Raw genomic sequence first — 21,546 nt, 5'->3', positions numbered from 1 at the left:
GTGTCAGCGGTATGCAACGGGCAGCCAACATGCGGTGCGCCCTTAGGGTGGGCCGAACCGAGAGGAACACCCCTTGCAGGAAATGCTAACCGAATACCTGCCGATCATGATTTTTCTGGGACTTGCGATTGCGCTGGGCCTGATCTTGATCCTTGCCGCTGCGATCGTTGCGGTCCGTAATCCAGACCCTGAAAAAGTATCCGCCTACGAATGCGGTTTTAACGCATTCGATGATGCACGCATGAAATTTGATGTGCGCTTTTATCTGGTCGCCATTTTGTTCATCATCTTCGATCTTGAGGTCGCGTTCCTGTTTCCATGGGCTGTCGCGTTCCAAGACATCAGCATGACAGCGTTTTGGTCGATGATGGTCTTTTTGGGCGTGCTGACAATCGGCTTTGCTTACGAATGGAAGAAAGGGGCACTCGAATGGGAGTGATGACTGGAACCTCCGTGGGTGCCGATAAGGAACACGGCACACAGCTGATTAATTCCGAGTTGCAGGACAAGGGTTTCCTTGTGACCTCGACCGCTGACATTGTGAATTGGGCGCGGACCGGATCGCTGCACTGGATGACCTTTGGTCTGGCCTGTTGTGCTGTTGAAATGATGCATACCTCTATGCCGCGCTATGACCTTGAACGGTTCGGCACTGCGCCACGCGCGTCGCCACGCCAGTCTGATTTGATGATTGTTGCGGGCACTCTGACTAACAAAATGGCACCCGCTTTGCGCAAGGTCTACGACCAGATGCCAGAGCCGCGCTATGTGATCTCTATGGGGTCCTGCGCGAATGGTGGCGGCTATTATCACTACAGCTATTCTGTTGTGCGTGGATGTGACCGTATTGTGCCAGTTGATATTTACGTGCCCGGTTGCCCGCCGACCGCAGAAGCGTTGCTTTATGGCATCCTGCAACTGCAACGTAAGATGCGCCGTACAGGTACGATCGTGCGCTAAGCGCGGTGAAAGGATTAAGACATGACTGAAGCATTGCAAGAGCTCGGCACGCATCTTGAACTTAAGCGCACCGATTGCGTGCTGTCTTGGGAAGTCGCCCATGATGAATTGACGGTGACCGTCGCTCCGTCATCACTTGTTAGCTTTGTTGATTTCCTCAAGACTGACGCGACCTGCAAGTTTTCATCGTTGGTTGATATCACAGCCGTTGATTACCCCACACGGGCCAAGCGGTTTGACGTGATTTATCACTTTCTGAGCATGTATCAGAACCACCGCATTCGTCTGCGGGTTCAAATCCGCGAAGAAGACATGCTGCCGTCAATTCTGCCAGTGCACCCGTCTGCGAACTGGTTCGAACGTGAAGTCTTTGACATGTTTGGCATCCTGTTCTCGGGCCACCCGGATTTGCGCCGCATCCTGACGGATTACGGCTTCCGTGGTCATCCTTTGCGTAAGGATTTTCCGACCACTGGATATACCGAAGTGCGCTATGACGAAGTGCAAAAGCGCGTCATTTATGAGCCCGTCAGCCTTGTACAAGAATACCGCCAGTTCGACTTTATGTCGCCTTGGGAAGGGGCTCAGTACATCCTGCCCGGTGACGAAAAGAAGACCGAGAAAGCAGGCTGATGGCCACGCCAACCCTTCTTTATGGCATGGGTGCAACCAAGGCGGGGACGTCTTGGCTCTATCGCTATCTGCATGATCACCCTGATTGCGCGATGCCTGCCGTCAAAGAGGCCCATTATTGGGATACCTTCAACGCAGACGACTTGGAAAAGCAGTTGGTATTTTACCGTGTCCGGTTGCGTGAAATGCGCGATGCCAAGGTTGATGCAGCTGATGCAGGGCGCGGTTGGCAGGTGGAAAATCTTGATCGCCGGATCAACCAGATGAAAGCGCTGGTGGACACGCTTGAAGGTGATCGCACCGACGACGCCGCTTATTTCGACTGGTTGTTGACCGGACGATCTGATGCACGCCTTGTTGGTGATCTGACCCCCAATTATGCCACATTGAGCGATGATGCGATCGCACGGATGCGCGATGCGCAGCCAGCGTCTAAGTTTATTTTTCTTATCCGTGACCCGCTGGATCGGCTGTGGTCGCATATCCGTATGCAGGCCCGCCGCCAAAGGCAGGCCCACGAGGTTTATGAGAAGAAATCGAATAATATCTTATTCCGGATGCTCAATCGTGGCCAAGAGACTCACATTCTTGAGCGCGGCGATTATCCCAAAATTATCCGCAAGTTACGTCGTTTGATCCCAGAAGGCCGTTTGCTAATCCAATTCACCGAGGATTTGTTTACACCACAAGGTCTGGCGCGGGTTTGCGAATTTCTAGGAATTAGGGCTGCAAAGTCCGACGTTCAACAGCCTGTCCATGAAGGACCAGAGGTTGTAATGCTGGACAAACTACGCCCCCGCGCGTTGGGGCTATTGAATGAACACTATGAATGGGTGGCCCGCAACATCGGGCCCCTGCCACAGCGGTGGCAAGACAATCAAGCGAGGGCTTAAGCCATGATGGACGGCGATATCCGTACAAACACATATGATGACGGGTCAACTGACGCTGCAACTGACGAGCAGCAGATCAGAAACTTTAACATCAACTTCGGCCCCCAACACCCCGCCGCACACGGCGTGCTGCGTTTGGTTCTGGAACTGGATGGCGAGATTGTAGAGCGTTGCGATCCCCACATCGGCCTGCTGCACCGTGGCACCGAAAAGCTGATGGAATCGCGCACCTATCTGCAGAACCTGCCGTATCTGGACCGTCTGGATTATGTGGCCCCGATGAACCAAGAACACGCTTGGTGTCTGGCGATTGAAAAGCTGACAGGTACCGAAGTACCGCGTCGTGCATCGCTGATCCGCGTGCTGTATTCCGAGATTGGCCGCGTTCTCAGCCACTTGCTGAACGTTACGACCCAAGCGATGGACGTTGGTGCGCTGACCCCGCCGCTATGGGGTTTTGAAGAGCGTGAAAAGCTGATGGTGTTTTATGAACGTGCCTGTGGCGCGCGTTTGCACGCAGCCTATTTCCGCCCCGGTGGTGTGCATCAGGACCTGCCGGATCAATTGGTCGAAGACATCGACACATGGGCCGTAGAGTTCCCTAAGGTTTTGGCCGACATTGACGGATTGCTGACCGAAAACCGTATCTTTAAGCAGCGCAATGCCGACATTGGCATCGTGACTGAAGAAGACATTCAGGAATGGGGCTTTTCGGGCGTCATGGTGCGCGGCTCTGGCCTTGCATGGGATTTGCGCCGCGCGCAGCCTTATGAATGTTACGACGAATTTGAATTTCAGATCCCTGTCGGCAAGAACGGCGACTGCTATGATCGCTATTTGTGCCGCATGGAAGAAATGCGCCAGTCAGTCCACATCATCCGTCAGGCCTGCGAAAAGCTGCGCCATGAAAAGGGTGATGTGATGGCGCGTGGTAAGATGACGCCACCGACACGCGGTGAGATGAAAACCTCTATGGAGGCATTGATCCACCACTTCAAACTTTACACCGAAGGTTTCCACGTACCGGCTGGCGAAGTTTACGCCGCCGTTGAAGCCCCCAAAGGCGAGTTTGGCGTGTTTCTGGTCGCAGACGGCACAAACCAGCCGTACCGCGTCAAGTTGCGTGCGCCGGGCTATCTGCACCTGCAAGCGATGGACTATATTTGCAAAGGCCACCAGTTGGCGGATGTGAGCGCGATCATCGGCACAATGGATGTCGTATTCGGCGAGATCGACCGATGACCCTTGGCGATATCCTGTTAGGGTTTTTGATTGCCTGCGGCTTTTTCGTCTCGGCTTTGGTTTCGCGGATGTTTCGCAGACGTCTGACCGGTGTGATCATTGGCGGTGTGGTTGGGTTGGCCTTTGCGGTCACGATTCTTGTCTATGGGATAAATAACGTGTTTGCCACAGGGCAGGCGGGATTGGAAAACTAGGATATGTTTCGCAAACTAACGCTTTGTTGCTTCGTCGCTTTGTCAGCCTGTTCGCTGACAATTCCTGATTTTCGTGCGGGTCCTATGGTCGCCCCACAGGCGTCTATGCCTGCTCCGGTGATCCCGCGGTCTGCAACAGAACGTTTCATTGAAACCGCGGCGGCCAATGGCTGCGAAGTGAACCAGACAAACTCAGCCGCTATCCTTGCAGGGGCAACACTGTCGCGCGATGACCTCGCGCGCATCATGACCGAACTTAAAGCCGACGGCCGCGGGCAAATCGCTGCAGATGGGGCATCCTTTCGTGTGATGACAGGAGCCTGCGCATGAGTGCAACAATTGGTTTGCCGGGATTGCTGCTTCTGTTAGCTAGTCCTGCGGGGATCGTCCCTGGGGCGCTATTTGTCTTGATAAATGGTGCCATAATCTTGAATGGAATGAACTAATGCTACGCCGCCTTTACCACGACCAGCCCGAAACTTTTGCATTCTCGCCAGACAACCAGAAATGGGCACAAGCGCAGATGAAAAAGTTCCCCGAAGGCCGTCAAGCCTCGGCGATTATTCCAATTTTGTGGCGTGCCCAAGAGCAAGAAGGTTGGCTGACCCGCCCAGCGATCGAGCACGTCGCCCAGATGCTGGACCTTGCGTACATCCGCGCGCTTGAGGTGGCATCGTTCTATTTCATGTTCCAACTGCAGCCTGTCGGTTCGGTCGCACATATTCAGGTTTGCGGCACGCTGTCGTGCATGATCTGTGGTGCTGAGGATTTGATCGGTGTCTGCAAAGACAAGATCGCCGACAAAGCCCACGCCTTGTCTGCAGACGGCAAGTTTTCATGGGAAGAGGTCGAATGCCTTGGGTCCTGTGCGAACGCCCCGATGGCGCAAATCGGCAAGGACTATTACGAAGACCTGACCGCTGCACGCCTTGGAGAGATTATTGATGAATTGGCCGCTGGACGCGTTCCGACGCCTGGACCGCAAAATGGCCGCTTTGCAGCAGAGCCTTTGAAGGGCCTGACCACGCTGAAAGACTATGACAGCGGCAAAACGAAACATAACGCTAGCATACAATTGGCGACGGACATCGGCGATACGGTCAAGCGGATCGACGGCACCGAAGTACCCTTGCTAACGCCGTGGATCAAAAACGCAAAAGCGGCACCTGCAAAAAAGGCAAGCGCGCCCAAAGCCAAGGCTGCAAAGCCTGCAGCGGATAAACCAGCCGACGCAACAGGTGTGACCAAGCAACAAGCGGTCGCGAAGTCCAAGGCAAAGCCAACCGGCAAATCAAACCCGGATACGCCGGCACAATCGCAGCCGGAAACGCTTGCTGCTCCACGCAGTGGTGTTGAAGCTGATGATCTCAAGCTTATCAGTGGTGTGGGGCCAAAGTTGGAAGGTGTCTTGAATGATCTTGGATTCTGGCACTTTGATCAGATCGCTAAATGGACTGTCGACGAGATCGAGTGGGTCGACAGCCGTTTGAAATTCAAGGGCCGTATTGTACGCGACGACTGGATGGCGCAAGCTGCGAAATTAGCAAAGACCAAGTAAAATTGCGCTGAATTCGAGCAGTCGGGTGGTTACCTTTGATGTGTAACATGGCGAACCCGCGGTATTTCTTTACCGCAAGGCAGAATTTCGGGTAGATGTGTCTCACGGTGCAATGCTGGGTTTGAAAGACGCGGATGCTGCACCACATCTGAAAGCCCGCGTTCCGCGGTCACCTGAGGGAGAGAAACGACTATGAAAGATACTGCACCAATTAGTCAGGGCATCATCGCCGTGGCCGCTTTGTTCGCAATTATCGGCGCTGGCGTGGCCTTTGTTCTATATGATTTTTCACTGTTTGCATCCGCTGTCATCGGTGGCGTGGTTGGTGCTGTGGCAGCCATTGCTTTATTGATCGGTTGGCGCGCACCGCAGGCTGGCCCAACGAACGTTTCCGCTCCAACAGCCAAACCCGCTGCAGCCGCAAAACCCGTCTTGGCATCTGTGCCAAAGGCAAAAGCCCCTGCAGCAGCGGCACCGGCTGCCAAAGCACCGTCAGAATCAGAAGGTACGCCGCAATTTCTAAGTGCAGCCCGCGAGGGTGGCCCAGATGACCTGAAACTGATCAAAGGCGTTGGTCCCAAGCTCGAAAAAACACTGCACGAAATGGGACTTTACCATTTCGACCAGATCGCAACCTGGGGCCCAAAAGAACAGGCATGGATGGACGATAATCTTGCGGGTTTTAAAGGGCGTGCAACCCGTGATGATTGGGTCAATCAGGCCAAGATACTGGCCAGCGGTGGCGAGACCGAATTTTCCAAGAAAAAGTAAAAGGGCGACGTTTACCAGACGACGCTAGATTTATGGCAGAACACGGGAAAACAGATCAAGGCCGGGCAGGGCAACGCGTCGCGTTGATTGTGGCTGGAACTGGTGCTTTCTGGGTTATGGCGAATTTGTTCGGAACAGAATACGACTGGCCAATCCGCGTCAGGGCGCTTTTTGATCTTGCAGCCCTCGCCGGTTTCGGGTTTGCCCTATGGCAGACATTTCAATTGTGGCGCGCGCGCCAAGACGACAGGGGCGATAGCTGATGCTCAAAGATGAGAACCGGATTTTCACGAACCTTTACGGGATGCATGACCGCACGCTGAAAGGCGCGCAGGCACGTGGCCAGTGGGATGGCACAGGGGCGATTATCAAAAAAGGTCGCGACTGGATTATCAACGAAATGAAGGCCTCTGGCCTGCGTGGGCGTGGTGGTGCGGGTTTTCCGACGGGATTGAAGTGGTCCTTTATGCCCAAGGAAAGCGACGGTCGTCCTGCCTATCTGGTTGTGAACGCTGACGAATCCGAGCCAGGCACATGCAAAGACCGCGAAATTATGCGCCATGATCCGCATACATTGATTGAGGGATGCCTGATTGCGTCTTTCGCGATGAATGCAAACGCCTGCTATATCTACATCCGCGGCGAATATATTCGCGAAAAAGAAGCTCTGCAGGCCGCGATTGACGAATGTTATGCGGCTGGTTTGGTTGGCAAGAACGCTGCCAAATCCGGGTGGGACTTTGATATTTACCTGACCCACGGGGCAGGTGCTTATATCTGTGGTGAAGAAACTGCATTGCTCGAAAGCCTAGAGGGCAAAAAGGGTATGCCGCGCATGAAGCCGCCATTCCCTGCGGGTGCTGGTCTTTATGGCTGCCCGACAACAGTGAACAACGTCGAATCGATTGCTGTTGTGCCGACCATTCTGCGTCGTGGCGGTAGCTGGTTTGCGGGTATGGGCCGTCCGAACAACGCGGGAACCAAGCTTTTTGCGATTTCCGGTCATGTAAACAACCCGTGCGTCGTTGAAGAAGAGATGTCGATTTCCTTTGAAGAGCTGATCGAAAAGCACTGCGGCGGTATTCGCGGCGGATGGGATAACCTTAAAGCGGTCATTCCGGGTGGCTCGTCCGTGCCGTGTGTGCGCGGCGAAAACATGCGTGACGCGGTAATGGATTTTGACGCGCTCAAAGAAAAGGGATCATCGCTGGGTACCGCTGCGGTGATCGTGATGGATAACTCTACCGATATGATCAAAGCGATCTGGCGGTTGTCAAAATTCTACAAGCACGAAAGCTGCGGCCAATGCACGCCGTGCCGTGAAGGCACCGGTTGGATGATGCGCGTCATGGCGCGTCTGGTCGAAGGCAATGCAAGCGTCGACGAAATCGACATGCTGCTAGACGTGACAAAACAGGTCGAAGGCCATACAATCTGCGCATTGGGCGATGCGGCCGCTTGGCCGATCCAAGGTTTGATCAAGAACTTCAGGGACGAGATCGAAGACCGCATCAAAGACAAACGCATTGCAGGGATGGCAGCAGAATGATGACACGCGGATTGATGATAGGTGCGGCTTTGACTTTGGCGGCTTGTTCGACAACTGGGGCTGCAAGGTCTTTTGATGATCCGGTTGTTCAAAAGCTGTTCACGCAATCTACTCCGGCGTATTACGCGAACTTGACCCTGGCCACCCAGATTGCGCAAAGCTGTGCGCGTTATGATTACGATGCCGCCCTTGATTTCCAGCTGAACGAGGCCCGCAACGAGGTCGGTCGCGGTTCGCTTTCGGCGATTGCGCAGCGCGATGCGATTGATATCGAATCCGATGTGGCCAAGCGTAGCTTTCAAGCGCGGCATGGTGTTGAGGTCGGCGCCAACGATCTGTGTGCTGCCGGTGATGCGGAAACGCTTGAAGGATCAGCACTTAGCGCGTTGTTGATCCCAGTTTAAACCGAACATGGGTGTACGAAATTTCTTGGACGGGGCCGCGAGCATTTGCGCGGCCCTTTTTACGTTTGGGGTTTGCGGCGTGCCAGTTTGGTTTACGTCTATTGCAGTCCGCGCAGACCTGGCGCCTGTTTGGGTTTATGGTTTTGCTGCGGCACTTGGTGCAATCGGATTGATCTTGTCGTTCGCTTTCTTGCGAAAAGGAATGCGCGGCATCGCACCTACCCGCCAGCGTCAGAGGTAATGTCAGGTGGGTCTTGACCCGCGCGCACCGCGTTGGAGCGTTATGCACTTAGCTGGATTCAATTTCGGAACCTTGGCGTATCCGTGGGGCGATCCATCGCTGACACAGTGATGTCATTGCGCTGATATTGAATATCTTGTGAACACAGCCGATGTAGTCTGCCAAGTGGTGCGGCAATCTCGCCGCACAAAGGAGACGACACATGAAGACCCCAGGTCTGATTTCAGCGATAGCATTAGCTTGCATTATCAGTGCCGGCGCCGCGTCCGCACAAACAGCGCTTAAGGATGTGGCGCATGTGCGCGATGGCATCATTGATGTCGGAATGGCTTATGAGTTGTCAGAGAATTGCGATAGCATACGCGGACGGCTTTTTCGGGGTTTGGGTTTTTTGCAATCCCTTAAAAGCCACGCGTCCGATCTGGGGTTCACTGACGAAGAAATCGATGACTACGTGAACGACCGCAATGAAAAGAAGCGCCTTGAAGCAATTGCACGGGCAAAGTTGGTCACCTTGGGTGTGGTTGAGGGCGAAGAAGCCAGCTATTGCGCTGTTGGCCGTGCCCAGATCGCAGCAAACACCCGTGTAGGCTGGTTGTTGCGATAATCTTCTCTCAATGGTGCGAAAATTGCTGCATTTTTTTTATATCTGACTGGCGTCGCGGGGCAGGCCGCGTTAGAACCCGACCCAACGCGTCTTATCCTTTGCGGCTATAGACGCGATCGGGAACATAAAGGCACGCCATGTCTAATCTGCGCAAAGTCGTCATTGATGGAAACGAGGTCGAAGTTGACGGGGCAATGACCCTGATACAGGCCTGTGAAGAAGCCGGGGTCGAAATCCCGCGCTTTTGCTATCATGAACGCCTTTCTATTGCTGGCAACTGCCGTATGTGCCTTGTCGAAGTTGTGGGCGGACCGCCCAAACCTGCGGCGTCTTGTGCCATGCAGGTCAAGGATTTGCGCCCCGGTCCCGAAGGCCAAGCGCCCGTTGTAAAAACCAATTCCCCAATGGTGAAAAAGGCCCGCGAAGGTGTGATGGAGTTTCTCTTGATCAACCACCCGCTGGATTGCCCGATTTGCGACCAAGGCGGTGAATGCGATCTGCAAGACCAAGCAATGGCTTATGGTGTTGATTTCAGCCGTTTCCGCGAACCAAAGCGTGCGACCGAAGATCTGGACCTTGGTCCGTTGGTCGAAACCCACATGACCCGCTGTATTTCCTGCACCCGCTGCGTACGTTTCACGACAGAGGTCGCGGGCATTCACCAGATGGGCCAGACGGGTCGCGGCGAAGATGCAGAGATTACGTCCTATTTGGGCGAAACGCTCGATTCGAATATGCAGGGCAATATCATCGATTTGTGTCCGGTTGGCGCGCTGGTTTCCAAGCCCTACGCATTTACCGCCCGTCCTTGGGAATTGACCAAGACCGAATCTATCGATGTGATGGACGCCCTCGGCTCGAATATCCGCGTCGACACAAAAGGCCGCGAAGTGATGCGGTTTTTGCCGCGCAACCATGATGGCGTGAACGAAGAATGGATTTCCGACAAGACCCGTTTTGTTTGGGACGGGCTGCGCAAACAGCGCCTTGATACGCCCTACATCCGCGAAAACGGCAAACTGCGCAAAGCAAGCTGGCCAGAGGCGCTGACTGCAGCGGCCGTTGCGATGAAGGGCAAGAAAGTCGCGGGCTTGGTCGGCGATTTGGTTTCAGTCGAAGCGGCTTATGCGCTCAAGCAGTTCATCGAAGGGCAGGGCGGTTCCGTCGAATGCCGTACCGATGGTGCAAAACTGCCAATTGGTAATCGGTCGGCCTATGTCGGCACTGCGGCAATCGAAGACATTGATACCGCGCAGATGATCCAACTGATCGGGACAAACCCCCGCACAGAAGCGCCAGTTCTGAATTCCCGTTTGCGCAGTGCATGGTCACGTGGCGCAACTGTTGGCATGATTGGTGAACAGGTCGATCTGACCTTTGATCTGGTCGCCGTTGGAACAGACCGTCAGGCGCTTGTTGATACGGCAGCCAAAGATATGGGCGCTGTAAAGGACATGGATAGCCTCGTCGTGATCGGCATGGGTGCTGTGCGCGAAGCAGACGGAGAGGCCGTGTTGTCGCAAGCGATGTCGCTTGCCACTAAGACGAATTCCAAATTCCTTGTACTACATACTGCCGCGAGCCGTGTGGGTGCCATGGACGTCGGTGCCGTTACCGAAGGTGGTCTGGATGCTGCGCTGGACGGTGCCGAAGTGGTCTACAACCTTGGCGCAGACGAGGTTGACGTGAAGCCCGGTGCATTTGTGATCTACCAAGGCAGCCACGGTGACCGTGGTGCACATCGTGCCGATATCATTTTGCCGGGTGCGGCCTATACCGAAGAGAACGGGTTGTTTGTAAACACCGAAGGTCGTCCGCAATTGGCGCTTCGTGCCAGCTTCCCTCCGGGTGAGGCAAAGGAAAACTGGGCAATTTTACGTGCGCTTTCTGCTGAATTGGATGCGACATTGCCGTTTGACAGCATGGCGCAACTGCGTCAGGCGATCGTAAAGGCGCATCCTCATCTTGGTCGTATCGACGAAGTGGCTGAAAATACATGGGACCCGATTGCCGTGAAGAAACCCGGCAAGGCGGACTTTGTGAACGCGATCACTGATTTCTATCTGACGAACCCGATTGCACGCGCATCCAGCCTAATGGCTGAACTTAGCGCGAATGTGAAAGCACGAAAAGCCGCACCAATGGCTGCGGAATAAGGACGACAAGAATGGTTGAATTCTTTACCAACACCAACCTTGGCATTGTCCTTGTGATTTTGGGCCAGTGTTTACTGGTCTTGATCCCGCTTTTGGTCGCACTTGCCTTTTTGATGTATGCAGACCGGAAAATCTGGGCTGCTGTCCAGATGCGCCGCGGTCCCAACATGGTTGGACCCTTCGGCTTGCTGCAATCTTTTGCCGACTTTCTAAAGTATATCGTCAAAGAAATCGTCGTGCCTGCGGGCGCAGATAAGGTCGTGTTCTTTCTTGCACCGCTGATTGCTTTTACGCTTTCGGTGGTTGCGTGGTCTGTGATCCCGTTCAACGACGGGTGGGTGCTGGCTGATATTAACGTGGCTATACTGTTTATCCTCGCGATTGGTTCGCTCGAAGTTTACGGCGTGATCATGGGCGGATGGGCTTCGAACTCCAAATACCCGTTCCTTGGTTCGCTGCGCTCTGCGGCGCAGATGATTTCTTACGAAGTTTCGATCGGTTTGATCATTATCGGTGTGATTATCTCTGCCGGGTCAATGAATTTTGGAGCGATTGTCGCAGCGCAGGACGGCAATGCCGGTATCTTTAACTGGTTCTGGGTCGCGCATTTCCCGATGCTGTTCTTGTTCTTCATTAGTGCTTTGGCCGAAACAAACCGCCCACCATTCGACCTTCCCGAAGCGGAATCAGAATTGGTAGCGGGCTATCAGGTTGAATACTCGTCCACGCCATTCCTGCTGTTCATGATCGGCGAGTTGATGGCCGTTGTGCTGATGTGTGCGCTGATCTCGCTATTGTTCTTTGGTGGCTGGTTGTCACCGATCCCGGGTCTGCCTGACGGTATCCTATGGATGATACTAAAGATGGCGATGGTCTTTTTCATGTTCGCGATGGTCAAAGCCATCACACCGCGCTACCGCTACGACCAGTTGATGCGCATCGGTTGGAAAGTCTTCCTGCCAATGTCGTTAGGTTGGGTCGTTTTGGTGTCGTTCTTGGCAAAATACGAAGTTCTCGGCGGCTTTTGGGCACGCTGGGCAGTAGGAGCTTAATCAATGACACAAATCGACTACACCCGCGCCGCGAAATACTTCCTGCTGCAGGACTTCTGGCAAGGTTTCCGTCTTGGCATGAAGTACTTTTTCGCACCCAAGGCCACGTTAAACTATCCGCATGAAAAGGGGCCTTTGTCCCCGCGTTTTCGCGGTGAACACGCGCTGCGTCGTTATGCTAATGGCGAAGAACGCTGTATTGCTTGCAAATTGTGTGAGGCCGTTTGCCCTGCCCAGGCGATCACAATCGACGCAGAACCGCGCGATGACGGCAGCCGCCGCACCACGCGCTATGACATCGACATGACCAAATGCATCTACTGCGGTTTCTGCCAGGAAGCTTGCCCGGTGGATGCCATTGTCGAAGGGCCGAATTTCGAATTCAGCACTGAAACACGCGAAGAACTGTATTACGACAAGGAAAAACTGCTTGAGAACGGCGATCGCTGGGAAGCCGAGATCGCGCGTAACCTTGAATTGGATGCACCTTACCGATGACCGATCAAAACCCCTTTGAAGCGATGATGAAGATGGGCCAGGACTGGGCCAAGTCGATGAATGTCGACGCCGATACCTTTACGCCCAAAGGGTTCGAGGCGCTTTGGCCGACGATGCCTAAAGAGACCATGGAAATGTTCTTTGGCAAAGGTCTGAATGCCGGTGGTCTTGATGCAAAGACACGGCTTTTGCTGACACTGGCTGGGCTGACCGTGCTGGGCGCACAGGCCGAGGCGCAGATCCGTTTGACGGTTCGTCACCTGGTCGAAGCAGAAGCCACCAAACAAGAAATTGCCGAAGCGATTGCCCAGATGGGCATGTTCGCTGGTGTGCCTGCCATGACCAAAGCCATGGAACTGGCAAATGAAGTGTTGGAAAAGGACGAAAGCGCATGACCGTCTTCGCGTTCATATTTTACCTATTCGCAGTGTCCACGGTGACAGGCGGACTGATGACTGTGGTCAGCCGCAACCCTGTGCATTCGGTGCTGTGGTTGATCCTTGCGTTCCTGTCTTCTGCGGGTTTGTTCGTGACTTTGGGCGCTGAATTTGTGGCGATGCTACTGATCATTGTTTACGTTGGTGCGGTTGCGGTCTTGTTCCTGTTCGTTGTGATGATGCTTGATGTGGATTTCGCCGAATTGAAGGCGGAAATGACCAAATACCTGCCGCTTGGTTTGCTGATCGGTGTCGTGGTGCTGATGCAGCTAGCTATGGCACTGGGTGTTTGGGGGTTTTCGGACGGTATCGAAGGCCGTATCGCGGCGCCTGCGGGTGATGTTGAAAACACCCGTGCGCTGGGTTTGATCCTTTATGATGACTATATTCTGCTGTTCCAGCTTTCGGGCTTGATCCTGTTGGTTGCGATGATTGGCGCGATTGTCCTGACACTGCGCCACCGTGTGGATATCAAACGTCAGAATGTGCTGGCACAGATGTACCGTGACCCTGCAAAGGCGATGGAACTGAAAGACGTTAAACCGGGGCAGGGTCTGTAACTTAAGAATGCGCAACCTCGCTATCATATCCATCGCGGCTAGCGTGATCGCCGGACAAGCCCAAGCGCTTGATCTGATTGATTGCAAACGCACGACGCATCCCAGCCATGGCGGCGAAATTCGCCATACGGATTTGGGCGAAGAACGCGTTATGTGGATTGATTGGTGGTCCCAAGAGGGTACGGCCAAAAGCATCTCTATGGTCGAATGTGCCAGCGGCGAAACGCTGCGCTTTCGTATGGCCGAGGAAAATATGGGTCGTCGTGCGATGTTTGATCGCACCGATGATGTGATCGACATATTAGAGCGTCATCAATCAGGCGCGCGGGTTTTTGCGACATTTGAACGTATCGCGGCAGACCTTGATAACATCGCGCGTGACATCGAAATCGCGACGCTTACTCAAGAAACATGCGCTTGTGCGGCAGCCTACCCAGAGCTGCGCGGCGAGAAGACAGAATTTCAGCTTGCGGGCTGAGGAATGAAGATCGGGGCCAAGCCCCAAAAGGAAGACACGTATGATCGGACTTGAACATTATCTCACGGTGGCCGCGGCCCTGTTTGTCATCGGGATCTTCGGATTATTCCTGAACCGCAAAAACGTGATCATCTTGCTGATGAGCATCGAATTGATGCTTCTTGCGGTGAACATCAACCTTGTCGCTTTCTCTAGCTTCTTGGGTGATTTGGTGGGGCAGGTCTTTACCTTGTTCGTCCTGACCGTCGCCGCCGCCGAGGCCGCGATTGGCCTTGCGATCCTAGTTTGTTTCTTCCGCAACCGTGGAACCATCGACGTTGAAGACGTCAACGTGATGAAGGGCTGATCACATGGAAACCATCATCCTATTCGCACCGCTTGTCGGTGCCATCCTGTGCGGTTTTGGCTGGAAGTTCTTTGGCGAAACCGCAGCACAGTGGATATCAACCAGCCTGTTGTTTCTTGCGGCGTTTTTGTCCTGGATCATATTCTTAACGTTTGACGCTTCTGCGCATCCGAACGGGTCCTATACCGTTAATATTTTGCGCTGGATCGAAAGTGGTACGCTCAGCACCGATTGGGCGATCCGCATGGACCGTTTGACTGCGACGATGTTGATTGTGATCACGACCGTGTCCGCGCTCGTTCACCTGTATTCATTCGGCTACATGGCGCATGATGACAACTTCAAAGAAGGCGAAAGCTATCGCCCGCGTTTCTTTGCATACTTGTCGTTCTTTACCTTTTCGATGTTGATGCTGGTGACCGCAGATAACCTTGTGCAGATGTTCTTTGGCTGGGAAGGCGTGGGCGTTGCGTCCTACCTTTTGATCGGTTTTTATTACCGCAAGCCAACCGCCAATGCCGCTGCGATCAAAGCTTTCGTGGTCAACCGCGTCGGTGACTTTGGCTTCGCCCTTGGTATTTTCGCGCTTTACCTTGTAACCGACAGCGTCAAGTTCACCGACATTTTTGCAGCGATCCCTGACCTGCAAGATCACACGATTGCCTTTCTGTGGGCTGATTGGAACACGCTTAATCTGATCGCATTCTTGTTGTTCATCGGTGCGATGGGCAAATCTGCGCAGTTGTTCTTGCACACATGGTTGCCTGACGCGATGGAAGGCCCGACACCCGTGTCAGCGCTGATCCATGCCGCGACGATGGTTACGGCTGGTGTGTTCCTTGTTTGCCGCATGTCTCCGTTGATGGAATATGCACCGCAAGCGACGAACTTTATCGTGTTCCTGGGCGCAAGCACGGCGTTCTTTGCCGCAACCGTTGGTCTGGTGCAGAACGACATCAAGCGCGTCATCGCATATTCAACCTGTTCACAGCTTGGCTATATGTTCGTAGCCGCGGGCCTTGGTGCCTATTCGGTCGCAATGTTCCACCTGCTGACGCATGCGTTCTTTAAGGCGATGCTGTTCCTTGGCGCGGGTTCCGTGATCCATGCGATGCATCACGAGCAGGACATGCGGAACTATGGCGGTTTGCGCCACAAGATTCCCAAGACCTTTGCGATGATGATGATCGGCACATTGGCGATTACAGGCGTTGGTATTCCGCTGCTTTATGTGGGCTTCCCGATCGGCTTTGCGGGCTTTGTGTCCAAAGACGCGATTATTGAAACCGCATATGCGGGCACTGCAGGTGGCTACGCCTTCTGGATGCTTGTCGTTGCTGCTTTGATGACAAGTTTCTACAGCTGGCGTTTGATGTTCATGACCTTTTACGGCACGCCGCGCGGCGATGCACATACGCATGATCACGCGCATGAAAGCCCCAACTCGATGCTGGTGCCGCTTTATGTTTTGGCCGTTGGCGCAGTGTTTAGCGGTATGGTTTGGTACGGGTCGTTCTTTGGCCATACCGATAAAGTCGCCAAGTTCTTTGGTGTGCCTTACGCAGAAGCAACCGAACATGGTGACGACGCGGCGCACGCTGAAGATGCAGCACACGGAGACGATCACGCTGAAGAAGTAGCGCATGATGCCGATGCAAAAGAAGAAGAGCATCATTACAACTTCGCAGGCCAACCCGGCGAAGGCGCGATCCACGTGGCCCCCGAGAACCATGTGTTGAACGAAGCGCATGAAGTCCCGACTTGGGTCAAACTTGCGCCGTTCTTTGCAATGCTTGCAGGTCTTGGTCTGGCCTATCAGATGTATATTCGCCGCCCCGACTGGCCGCATAAATTGGCCACGCAGCAGGCACCGCTTTACCAGTTCTTGCTGAACAAGTGGTACTTTGACGAAATCTACAACTTTGCCATCATCAAGCCGACCCTCGCTTTGGGCCGACTGCTGTGGAAGCAGGGCGACACCAAGACAATCGATGGGGGCATTAACGGGCTTGCTATGGGGATCATTCCATTCTTCACACGGCTCGCGGGCCGCGCACAGTCTGGCTATATCTTTACATACGCCTTTGCGATGGTGCTGGGCATCGCCGCAATGCTGACCTGGATGACGCTGTTCGGGGGAGCAAACTAATGGGCAATATTCTTTCCCTGACAACGTTCCTGCCGCTGTTGGGCGCTGTTATTCTAGCGCTGTTCTTGCGTGGTGATGACGAAGACGCGCAGCGCAATGCCAAATGGGTGGCTTTGGTCACAACTGCGGTCACGTTCCTGACGTCGCTGTTTATTCTAGGCAATTTCGACGCGAGTGACACTGGTTTCCAAATGGTGGAACAACGTGACTGGCTTCTGGGTCTGCAATACAAAATGGGCGTCGACGGAATTTCGATCCTGTTTGTGATGCTAACCACATTCTTGATGCCGCTGGTTATCGCCTCCTGCTGGAGCGTCACTACCCGCGTCAAAGAATACATGATCGCGTTCTTGTTGCTTGAAACACTGATGCTGGGCGTCTTCATGGCGCTTGATCTGGTCCTGTTCTACCTGTTCTTCGAAGCTGGCCTTATCCCGATGTTCCTGATCATTGGCATCTGGGGCGGCAAGAACCGGATTTACGCGTCGTTCAAGTTCTTCCTTTATACCTTCCTTGGCTCTGTGCTGATGCTGGTGGCAATGGTTGCGATGTTCTCTGCGGCGGGTACAACCGACATTCCAACGCTGATGACGTTCACCTTCGAGACCGAGAACTTTAGCATCCTTGGCGTCCAGATCATTGGTGGCATGCAAACCCTGATGTGGCTCGCATTCTTTGCCAGCTTCGCGGTCAAAATGCCTATGTGGCCTGTGCATACGTGGTTGCCCGACGCACACGTTCAGGCCCCGACCGCGGGTTCTGTGGTACTTGCGGCGATCTTGCTGAAGATGGGCGGCTATGGCTTCCTACGTTTCAGCCTGCCGATGTTCCCAGTGGGATCCGAAGTGATGGGACCGATGGTTCTATGGCTGTCGGCCATTGCGATCGTCTACACATCGCTGGTCGCACTGGTTCAGGAAGACATGAAAAAGCTGATTGCGTATTCGTCCGTAGCGCACATGGGTTTCGTGACGATGGGTATCTTTGCAGTGAACCAGCAAGGTCTTGATGGCGCGATTTTCCAGATGATCAGCCACGGCTTTATCTCTGGCGCATTGTTCCTATGTGTCGGCGTCATTTATGACCGGATGCATACCCGCGAAATCGACGCCTATGGCGGTCTGGTAAACCGGATGCCGGCTTATGCGCTGATCTTTATGTTCTTCACGATGGCCAACGTCGGCTTGCCGGGCACATCCGGGTTTGTTGGAGAATTTCTGACATTGGTTGGTATCTTCCAAGTAAACACTTGGGTCGCGGCAGTTGCGACATCTGGCGTGATCTTTTCAGCTGCCTATGCGCTGTGGCTGTACCGCCGCGTCGTTATGGGGGATCTGATCAAAGAAAGCCTGCGCACAATTACCGATATGGGCACACGCGAGCGGGTCATCTTTGCACCTCTGGTCTTTATGACACTGCTTTTGGGTGTATACCCTGCGCTTGTCCTCGACATCACTGGCCCAAGCGTTGCCGCGCTGGTCGTCAATTACGAAACTGCCGTGGCTGCCTTTGAGGCCGCCGCCCAATTCGCTTCGAATTAAGGAAAGCCCATTATGATTGGCGCTGATATCCAAATCCTGATGCCCGAGATCGTGCTGGCGGTCTTTGCAATGGCCGCATTACTGATCGCGGTTTATACTACCAAAGACGCGCTTGCGCCGCTGCTGACGTGGGCCACATCTGGCCTGTTTGTATTGTTGGCCATTTGGATCGGTGTGAACGGGCAGGGCACGAACGTGGCCTTTGGCGGTATGTTTATCGATGATGGCTTTGCGCGCTTTGCCAAGATCGTCATTTTGATGTCTGCGGCTGCCGTGCTGCTGATGTCCGAAAGCTATATGCAGCAGCGCGGGTTGCTGAAATTCGAATACCCTATTCTGGTCGCTTTGGCGGTTGTCGGTATGATGGTCATGGTTTCCGCAGGCGACCTTATGGCGCTTTATATGGGCCTAGAGCTACAGTCGCTTGCCCTTTACGTGGTTGCATCCTTGCGCCGCGATAGCGCGAAATCGACAGAAGCGGGCCTGAAGTATTTCGTGCTTGGCGCATTGTCGTCCGGCTTGCTGCTATATGGCGCGTCGCTGACATACGGCTTTGCAGGTACGACACTGTTTTCCGGCATCATCGAGGCGACAGCCGATGGCGCTTCACTTGGTATGTTGTTTGGCGTGGTGTTCATGCTGGCGGGTTTTGCCTTCAAGGTGTCTGCGGCCCCGTTCCACATGTGGACCCCGGACGTCTACGAAGGTTCGCCTACGCCAGTGACCGCGTTCTTTGCAACGGCCCCGAAGGTCGCGGCGATGGCGCTGTTTGCTCGTGTTGTTCACGACGCATTTGGCAATATCGTCAGTGACTGGCAGCAGATCGTTGCGTTCTTGTCCGTTATTTCGATGTTCCTTGGTGCGATTGCGGCGATTGGTCAGACTAACATCAAACGTCTGATGGCTTATTCATCAATCGCGCACATGGGCTTTGCTTTGATGGGTTTGGCGGCTGGCACGGCCTTTGGTGTGCAGGCGATGCTGATCTACATGGCGATCTATGTGACGATGAATATCGGTACATTCGCGTTTATCCTGTCGATGGAACGTGATGGCCGCCCTGTCACGGATATCCAAAGCCTGCGCATGTATTCCAAACGTCAGCCGTTGCGCGCATTGGCGATGCTTGTGTTGATGTTCAGCCTTGCGGGTGTGCCGCCAATGGTGGGTTTCTTCGGTAAGTTCTACGTAATGCGTGCCGCTTACGATGGTGGTCTTGCATGGCTCGCTGTGGCAGGTGTGATCGCATCAGTGATTGGCGCATTTTATTATATCCGCATCGTTTACTTCATGTACTTCGGTGAAGAAGGTGAACAGCTTGATAGCAAGATGAACCCTGTTTTGTGGACCCTCTTGATGGGTTCGGCAGCGGTGATGTTGTTTGGTGTCGTGAACCTGTTCGGCATCGAACCCATTGCTGCGGCCGCAGCGGCGACGCTTGTCAACTAAAGACAACGGACACGGGCATTGGCCGGAAGGCTATGCCCGCGTCGTGCTGGACAGTGTTGACAGCACTATGTCAGAGGCAGCGCGCCGCGCGCCGAATATCGACCGCCCAACATGGATCATTGCAAAGACCCAGACATCCGCGCGCGGACGGCGGGGCAGGCCTTGGGTCGTGCCCGAGGGCAATCTGAACGCCACACTGATTATGCGCCCAGAGGCGACGCCACTCGAGGCTGCAAAGCGGTCGTTCCTGGCGGCTAACGCGTTATATCAGGCGCTGGCAATCTATGTGCCTTCCGAAAAGCTTAGCCTGAAATGGCCTAATGACGTCTTGCTGTCCGGTGGCAAAGTCGCAGGAATTTTGCTTGAAAGCAGTGGGCAAGGTCCTTTTGTGGATTGGTTGTCCATTGGGGTCGGTGTGAACCTCAAGCACACTCCCGAAGGTGTGACAGACGCCAGTTTCGCGCCCACCAGCTTGATGGCCGCAGGTGGGTGGGAAGTCGAACCGCTAGATTTCCTTGCGACGCTTGCCGATGCGTATGCCACGCAAGAAGCAAAGCTGCTGCGCTTGGGTTTTGGACGCATCCGCGAAGATTGGCTGTCGCAAGCGGCCCGTCTGGGCGAGGTGATCACCGCACGCACAGGCCGCGAGGATGTAACAGGCATCTTTGACAGCATCGACAAAGACGGCAACCTTGTGCTGATCACAGGCACTGGACCGCGCGCGATTTCAGCGGCGGACATATTTTTCTAAAAGGGAGGGCAGCTGATGCTCTTGGCAATTGATTGCGGGAATACCAACACGGTTTTTTCGATTTGGGATGGCACAGAATTCATCGCCACTTGGCGCACCAGCACAGAATGGCAGCGCACGGCAGATCAGTACTATGTCTGGCTATCCACGCTAATGCGGTTTCAAAAAGTAGACGTCGAGATCGATGAAGTCATCGTAAGCTCGACAGTGCCGCGCGTGGTGTTCAACCTGCGGGTCTTTGCCGATCGCTATTACAACTGCCGTCCTTTGGTTGTCGGCAAATCCGATTGCCTGCTGCCAGCGCAGCCACGCGTTGATGCGGGAACGCAAGTTGGGCCTGACCGATTGGTAAATACCGCAGGCGCATTTGACCGCTTTGGCGGCGATTTGATCGTTGTTGATTTCGGGACGGCCACGACTTTTGATGTTGTTGCATCAGATGGGGCCTATGTCGGCGGCGTAATTGCCCCGGGGGTCAACCTCTCTCTAGAGGCGTTGCACAATGCTGCAGCTGCCTTGCCGCACGTTGATATATCCAAACCGCAAGCGGTAATTGGCACCAATACTGTTGCCTGTATGCAGTCTGGCGTCTTTTGGGGTTACATCGGGTTGGTCCGCGAGATATGTGCGCGGATCAAGGCAGAACGCGGCGTGCCAATGCAGGTGATTTCAACCGGTGGCTTGGCGCCGTTGTTCCAGCAGTCCGAAAAGCTGTTCGACGCATATGATGACGATTTGACGATTCACGGCCTGACCGTGATCCATAAGTATAACAAAGTTGCAGCAGTGCGCACGTGACACAGTCTACAGCACTGAAGACACACATCTCGGATGCAACTAACATTGGAGTAGGGATCACATTCCGCTTCTAATTGACGGAAAGTATAGTGTCGTCAACAGTCCAATAAATTGATTGACCCGGTGCGCATGGACCAGCTAAATTTATGGGACCATAGGGCAACGACCCGCATTAAAGCGAGGAGTCTTCCGTGGAATATCTAGCACAATTGATCGAGCAAGCTGAGTTGCAACTGTTCTTCATGAATGGGACGGGACTTGGTGCTGCGTTACTTTTCA

Annotated in this window: 25 protein-coding genes; all 25 read left to right on the top strand. The window is 54.0% G+C overall.

Translation table 11 applies throughout. The annotated features are described in order from the left end of the window. Positions 1 to 73 precede the first annotated feature (73 nt). The 25 genes from QZ197_RS01160 to QZ197_RS01040 all read left to right on the top strand — a co-directional run bounded on the left by QZ197_RS01160 (position 74) and on the right by QZ197_RS01040 (position 21,267). A complete protein-coding gene (locus tag QZ197_RS01160; protein WP_296429373.1) occupies positions 74 to 439 on the top strand; it encodes an NADH-quinone oxidoreductase subunit A in 366 nt (121 codons plus the stop codon). Continuing rightward, positions 430 to 960, top strand: a complete 531-nt coding sequence (locus QZ197_RS01155) for an NADH-quinone oxidoreductase subunit B (protein WP_296429371.1) — start codon at positions 430 to 432, stop codon at positions 958 to 960. Before QZ197_RS01160 ends, QZ197_RS01155 begins: the two co-directional genes overlap by 10 nt. A 21-nt stretch (positions 961 to 981) precedes the next feature. Then, positions 982 to 1,593 carry an NADH-quinone oxidoreductase subunit C gene (locus QZ197_RS01150; protein ID WP_296429369.1) on the top strand — a complete coding sequence of 204 codons (612 nt, stop codon included), beginning with the start codon at positions 982 to 984 and terminating at the stop codon, positions 1,591 to 1,593. Further along, positions 1,593 to 2,486: a sulfotransferase gene (locus tag QZ197_RS01145; RefSeq protein WP_296429368.1), complete on the top strand. Its 894-nt coding sequence runs from the start codon at positions 1,593 to 1,595 to the stop codon at positions 2,484 to 2,486. Before QZ197_RS01150 ends, QZ197_RS01145 begins: the two co-directional genes overlap by 1 nt. Before the next feature lie 6 nt (positions 2,487 to 2,492). Then, positions 2,493 to 3,728 carry an NADH-quinone oxidoreductase subunit D gene (locus QZ197_RS01140; protein ID WP_296429394.1) on the top strand — a complete coding sequence of 412 codons (1,236 nt, stop codon included), beginning with the start codon at positions 2,493 to 2,495 and terminating at the stop codon, positions 3,726 to 3,728. Continuing rightward, positions 3,725 to 3,922 (top strand): hypothetical protein, encoded by a 198-nt coding sequence (locus QZ197_RS01135; RefSeq protein ID WP_296429367.1) that lies wholly within the window; start codon positions 3,725 to 3,727, stop codon positions 3,920 to 3,922. Before QZ197_RS01140 ends, QZ197_RS01135 begins: the two co-directional genes overlap by 4 nt. A gap of 3 nt (positions 3,923 to 3,925) precedes the next feature. Continuing rightward, on the top strand, positions 3,926 to 4,252 hold the full coding sequence (locus QZ197_RS01130) for a hypothetical protein (RefSeq protein WP_296429366.1): 327 nt from the start codon (positions 3,926 to 3,928) through the stop codon (positions 4,250 to 4,252). A gap of 115 nt (positions 4,253 to 4,367) precedes the next feature. Further along, complete coding sequence (locus QZ197_RS01125; protein WP_296429365.1) at positions 4,368 to 5,480, top strand: NADH-quinone oxidoreductase subunit E; 1,113 nt, start codon at positions 4,368 to 4,370, stop codon at positions 5,478 to 5,480. Positions 5,481 to 5,672: 192 nt separating this feature from the next. Next, positions 5,673 to 6,251 carry an NADH:ubiquinone oxidoreductase gene (locus tag QZ197_RS01120; RefSeq protein ID WP_296429364.1) on the top strand — a complete coding sequence of 193 codons (579 nt, stop codon included), beginning with the start codon at positions 5,673 to 5,675 and terminating at the stop codon, positions 6,249 to 6,251. Between the two features lie 32 nt (positions 6,252 to 6,283). Further along, a complete protein-coding gene (locus tag QZ197_RS01115; protein WP_296429363.1) occupies positions 6,284 to 6,514 on the top strand; it encodes a DUF5337 domain-containing protein in 231 nt (76 codons plus the stop codon). Next, the gene (gene nuoF / locus QZ197_RS01110) at positions 6,514 to 7,800 is read left to right on the top strand and encodes an NADH-quinone oxidoreductase subunit NuoF (RefSeq protein ID WP_296429362.1); all 1,287 of its coding nucleotides are present in this window, start codon (positions 6,514 to 6,516) and stop codon (positions 7,798 to 7,800) included. Before QZ197_RS01115 ends, nuoF begins: the two co-directional genes overlap by 1 nt. After that, a complete protein-coding gene (locus tag QZ197_RS01105; RefSeq protein ID WP_296429361.1) occupies positions 7,800 to 8,204 on the top strand; it encodes a hypothetical protein in 405 nt (134 codons plus the stop codon). Before nuoF ends, QZ197_RS01105 begins: the two co-directional genes overlap by 1 nt. Positions 8,205 to 8,647: 443 nt before the next feature. Beyond that, entirely contained in the window at positions 8,648 to 9,052 is a 405-nt protein-coding gene (locus tag QZ197_RS01100; RefSeq protein WP_296429360.1) for a DUF5333 domain-containing protein, read from the top strand. Positions 9,053 to 9,189: 137 nt separating this feature from the next. Beyond that, positions 9,190 to 11,208: an NADH-quinone oxidoreductase subunit NuoG gene (gene nuoG / locus QZ197_RS01095; RefSeq protein WP_296429359.1), complete on the top strand. Its 2,019-nt coding sequence runs from the start codon at positions 9,190 to 9,192 to the stop codon at positions 11,206 to 11,208. A gap of 11 nt (positions 11,209 to 11,219) precedes the next feature. Further along, on the top strand, positions 11,220 to 12,260 hold the full coding sequence (gene nuoH / locus QZ197_RS01090) for an NADH-quinone oxidoreductase subunit NuoH (protein ID WP_272146572.1): 1,041 nt from the start codon (positions 11,220 to 11,222) through the stop codon (positions 12,258 to 12,260). Between the two features lie 3 nt (positions 12,261 to 12,263). Further along, entirely contained in the window at positions 12,264 to 12,758 is a 495-nt protein-coding gene (nuoI, locus tag QZ197_RS01085) for an NADH-quinone oxidoreductase subunit NuoI (protein ID WP_272146573.1), read from the top strand. Then, positions 12,755 to 13,153 (top strand): carboxymuconolactone decarboxylase family protein, encoded by a 399-nt coding sequence (locus tag QZ197_RS01080; RefSeq protein ID WP_296429358.1) that lies wholly within the window; start codon positions 12,755 to 12,757, stop codon positions 13,151 to 13,153. The genes nuoI and QZ197_RS01080 overlap by 4 nt, the downstream gene beginning before the upstream one ends. Then, the gene (locus tag QZ197_RS01075) at positions 13,150 to 13,755 is read left to right on the top strand and encodes an NADH-quinone oxidoreductase subunit J (RefSeq protein WP_272146575.1); all 606 of its coding nucleotides are present in this window, start codon (positions 13,150 to 13,152) and stop codon (positions 13,753 to 13,755) included. The genes QZ197_RS01080 and QZ197_RS01075 overlap by 4 nt, the downstream gene beginning before the upstream one ends. Before the next feature lie 7 nt (positions 13,756 to 13,762). After that, a complete protein-coding gene (locus QZ197_RS01070) occupies positions 13,763 to 14,233 on the top strand; it encodes a hypothetical protein (protein WP_296429356.1) in 471 nt (156 codons plus the stop codon). A gap of 40 nt (positions 14,234 to 14,273) precedes the next feature. Continuing rightward, positions 14,274 to 14,579, top strand: a complete 306-nt coding sequence (gene nuoK, locus QZ197_RS01065; RefSeq protein WP_100367093.1) for an NADH-quinone oxidoreductase subunit NuoK — start codon at positions 14,274 to 14,276, stop codon at positions 14,577 to 14,579. A 4-nt stretch (positions 14,580 to 14,583) separates the two neighbouring features. Further along, positions 14,584 to 16,728: an NADH-quinone oxidoreductase subunit L gene (gene nuoL, locus QZ197_RS01060; protein WP_296429354.1), complete on the top strand. Its 2,145-nt coding sequence runs from the start codon at positions 14,584 to 14,586 to the stop codon at positions 16,726 to 16,728. Further along, positions 16,728 to 18,269, top strand: a complete 1,542-nt coding sequence (locus QZ197_RS01055) for an NADH-quinone oxidoreductase subunit M (protein WP_296429353.1) — start codon at positions 16,728 to 16,730, stop codon at positions 18,267 to 18,269. Before nuoL ends, QZ197_RS01055 begins: the two co-directional genes overlap by 1 nt. Positions 18,270 to 18,281: 12 nt before the next feature. Further along, on the top strand, positions 18,282 to 19,718 hold the full coding sequence (gene nuoN, locus QZ197_RS01050; protein ID WP_296429352.1) for an NADH-quinone oxidoreductase subunit NuoN: 1,437 nt from the start codon (positions 18,282 to 18,284) through the stop codon (positions 19,716 to 19,718). Continuing rightward, positions 19,708 to 20,469, top strand: coding sequence for a biotin--[acetyl-CoA-carboxylase] ligase (locus QZ197_RS01045; RefSeq protein WP_296429351.1), 762 nt, complete (start codon positions 19,708 to 19,710; stop codon positions 20,467 to 20,469). The genes nuoN and QZ197_RS01045 overlap by 11 nt, the downstream gene beginning before the upstream one ends. A gap of 15 nt (positions 20,470 to 20,484) precedes the next feature. Continuing rightward, positions 20,485 to 21,267, top strand: coding sequence for a type III pantothenate kinase (locus tag QZ197_RS01040; protein WP_296429350.1), 783 nt, complete (start codon positions 20,485 to 20,487; stop codon positions 21,265 to 21,267). Positions 21,268 to 21,546 lie beyond the last annotated feature (279 nt).

Origin of the sequence: Yoonia sp., from assembly GCF_017854415.1 — a bacterium.
GTDB lineage: Bacteria > Pseudomonadota > Alphaproteobacteria > Rhodobacterales > Rhodobacteraceae > Yoonia.
Note: the sequence above shows the minus strand (reverse complement) of the source record. Positions and strands in the feature narration are given on the sequence as shown.

Excerpts from the sequence above, each read along its gene's own strand:
- QZ197_RS01155 (WP_296429371.1), top strand. The coding sequence starts at position 430 with ATGGGAGTGATGACTGGAACCTCCGTGGGTGCCGATAAGGAACACGGC.
- QZ197_RS01150 (WP_296429369.1), top strand. The coding sequence starts at position 982 with ATGACTGAAGCATTGCAAGAGCTCGGCACGCATCTTGAACTTAAGCGC.
- QZ197_RS01145 (WP_296429368.1), top strand. The coding sequence starts at position 1,593 with ATGGCCACGCCAACCCTTCTTTATGGCATGGGTGCAACCAAGGCGGGG.
- QZ197_RS01140 (WP_296429394.1), top strand. The coding sequence starts at position 2,493 with ATGGACGGCGATATCCGTACAAACACATATGATGACGGGTCAACTGAC.
- QZ197_RS01135 (WP_296429367.1), top strand. The coding sequence starts at position 3,725 with ATGACCCTTGGCGATATCCTGTTAGGGTTTTTGATTGCCTGCGGCTTT.
- QZ197_RS01130 (WP_296429366.1), top strand. The coding sequence starts at position 3,926 with ATGTTTCGCAAACTAACGCTTTGTTGCTTCGTCGCTTTGTCAGCCTGT.
- QZ197_RS01125 (WP_296429365.1), top strand. The coding sequence starts at position 4,368 with ATGCTACGCCGCCTTTACCACGACCAGCCCGAAACTTTTGCATTCTCG.
- QZ197_RS01120 (WP_296429364.1), top strand. The coding sequence starts at position 5,673 with ATGAAAGATACTGCACCAATTAGTCAGGGCATCATCGCCGTGGCCGCT.
- QZ197_RS01115 (WP_296429363.1), top strand. The coding sequence starts at position 6,284 with ATGGCAGAACACGGGAAAACAGATCAAGGCCGGGCAGGGCAACGCGTC.
- nuoF (WP_296429362.1), top strand. The coding sequence starts at position 6,514 with ATGCTCAAAGATGAGAACCGGATTTTCACGAACCTTTACGGGATGCAT.
- QZ197_RS01105 (WP_296429361.1), top strand. The coding sequence starts at position 7,800 with ATGACACGCGGATTGATGATAGGTGCGGCTTTGACTTTGGCGGCTTGT.
- QZ197_RS01100 (WP_296429360.1), top strand. The coding sequence starts at position 8,648 with ATGAAGACCCCAGGTCTGATTTCAGCGATAGCATTAGCTTGCATTATC.
- nuoG (WP_296429359.1), top strand. The coding sequence starts at position 9,190 with ATGTCTAATCTGCGCAAAGTCGTCATTGATGGAAACGAGGTCGAAGTT.
- nuoH (WP_272146572.1), top strand. The coding sequence starts at position 11,220 with ATGGTTGAATTCTTTACCAACACCAACCTTGGCATTGTCCTTGTGATT.
- nuoI (WP_272146573.1), top strand. The coding sequence starts at position 12,264 with ATGACACAAATCGACTACACCCGCGCCGCGAAATACTTCCTGCTGCAG.
- QZ197_RS01080 (WP_296429358.1), top strand. The coding sequence starts at position 12,755 with ATGACCGATCAAAACCCCTTTGAAGCGATGATGAAGATGGGCCAGGAC.
- QZ197_RS01075 (WP_272146575.1), top strand. The coding sequence starts at position 13,150 with ATGACCGTCTTCGCGTTCATATTTTACCTATTCGCAGTGTCCACGGTG.
- QZ197_RS01070 (WP_296429356.1), top strand. The coding sequence starts at position 13,763 with ATGCGCAACCTCGCTATCATATCCATCGCGGCTAGCGTGATCGCCGGA.
- nuoK (WP_100367093.1), top strand. The coding sequence starts at position 14,274 with ATGATCGGACTTGAACATTATCTCACGGTGGCCGCGGCCCTGTTTGTC.
- nuoL (WP_296429354.1), top strand. The coding sequence starts at position 14,584 with ATGGAAACCATCATCCTATTCGCACCGCTTGTCGGTGCCATCCTGTGC.
- QZ197_RS01055 (WP_296429353.1), top strand. The coding sequence starts at position 16,728 with ATGGGCAATATTCTTTCCCTGACAACGTTCCTGCCGCTGTTGGGCGCT.
- nuoN (WP_296429352.1), top strand. The coding sequence starts at position 18,282 with ATGATTGGCGCTGATATCCAAATCCTGATGCCCGAGATCGTGCTGGCG.
- QZ197_RS01040 (WP_296429350.1), top strand. The coding sequence starts at position 20,485 with ATGCTCTTGGCAATTGATTGCGGGAATACCAACACGGTTTTTTCGATT.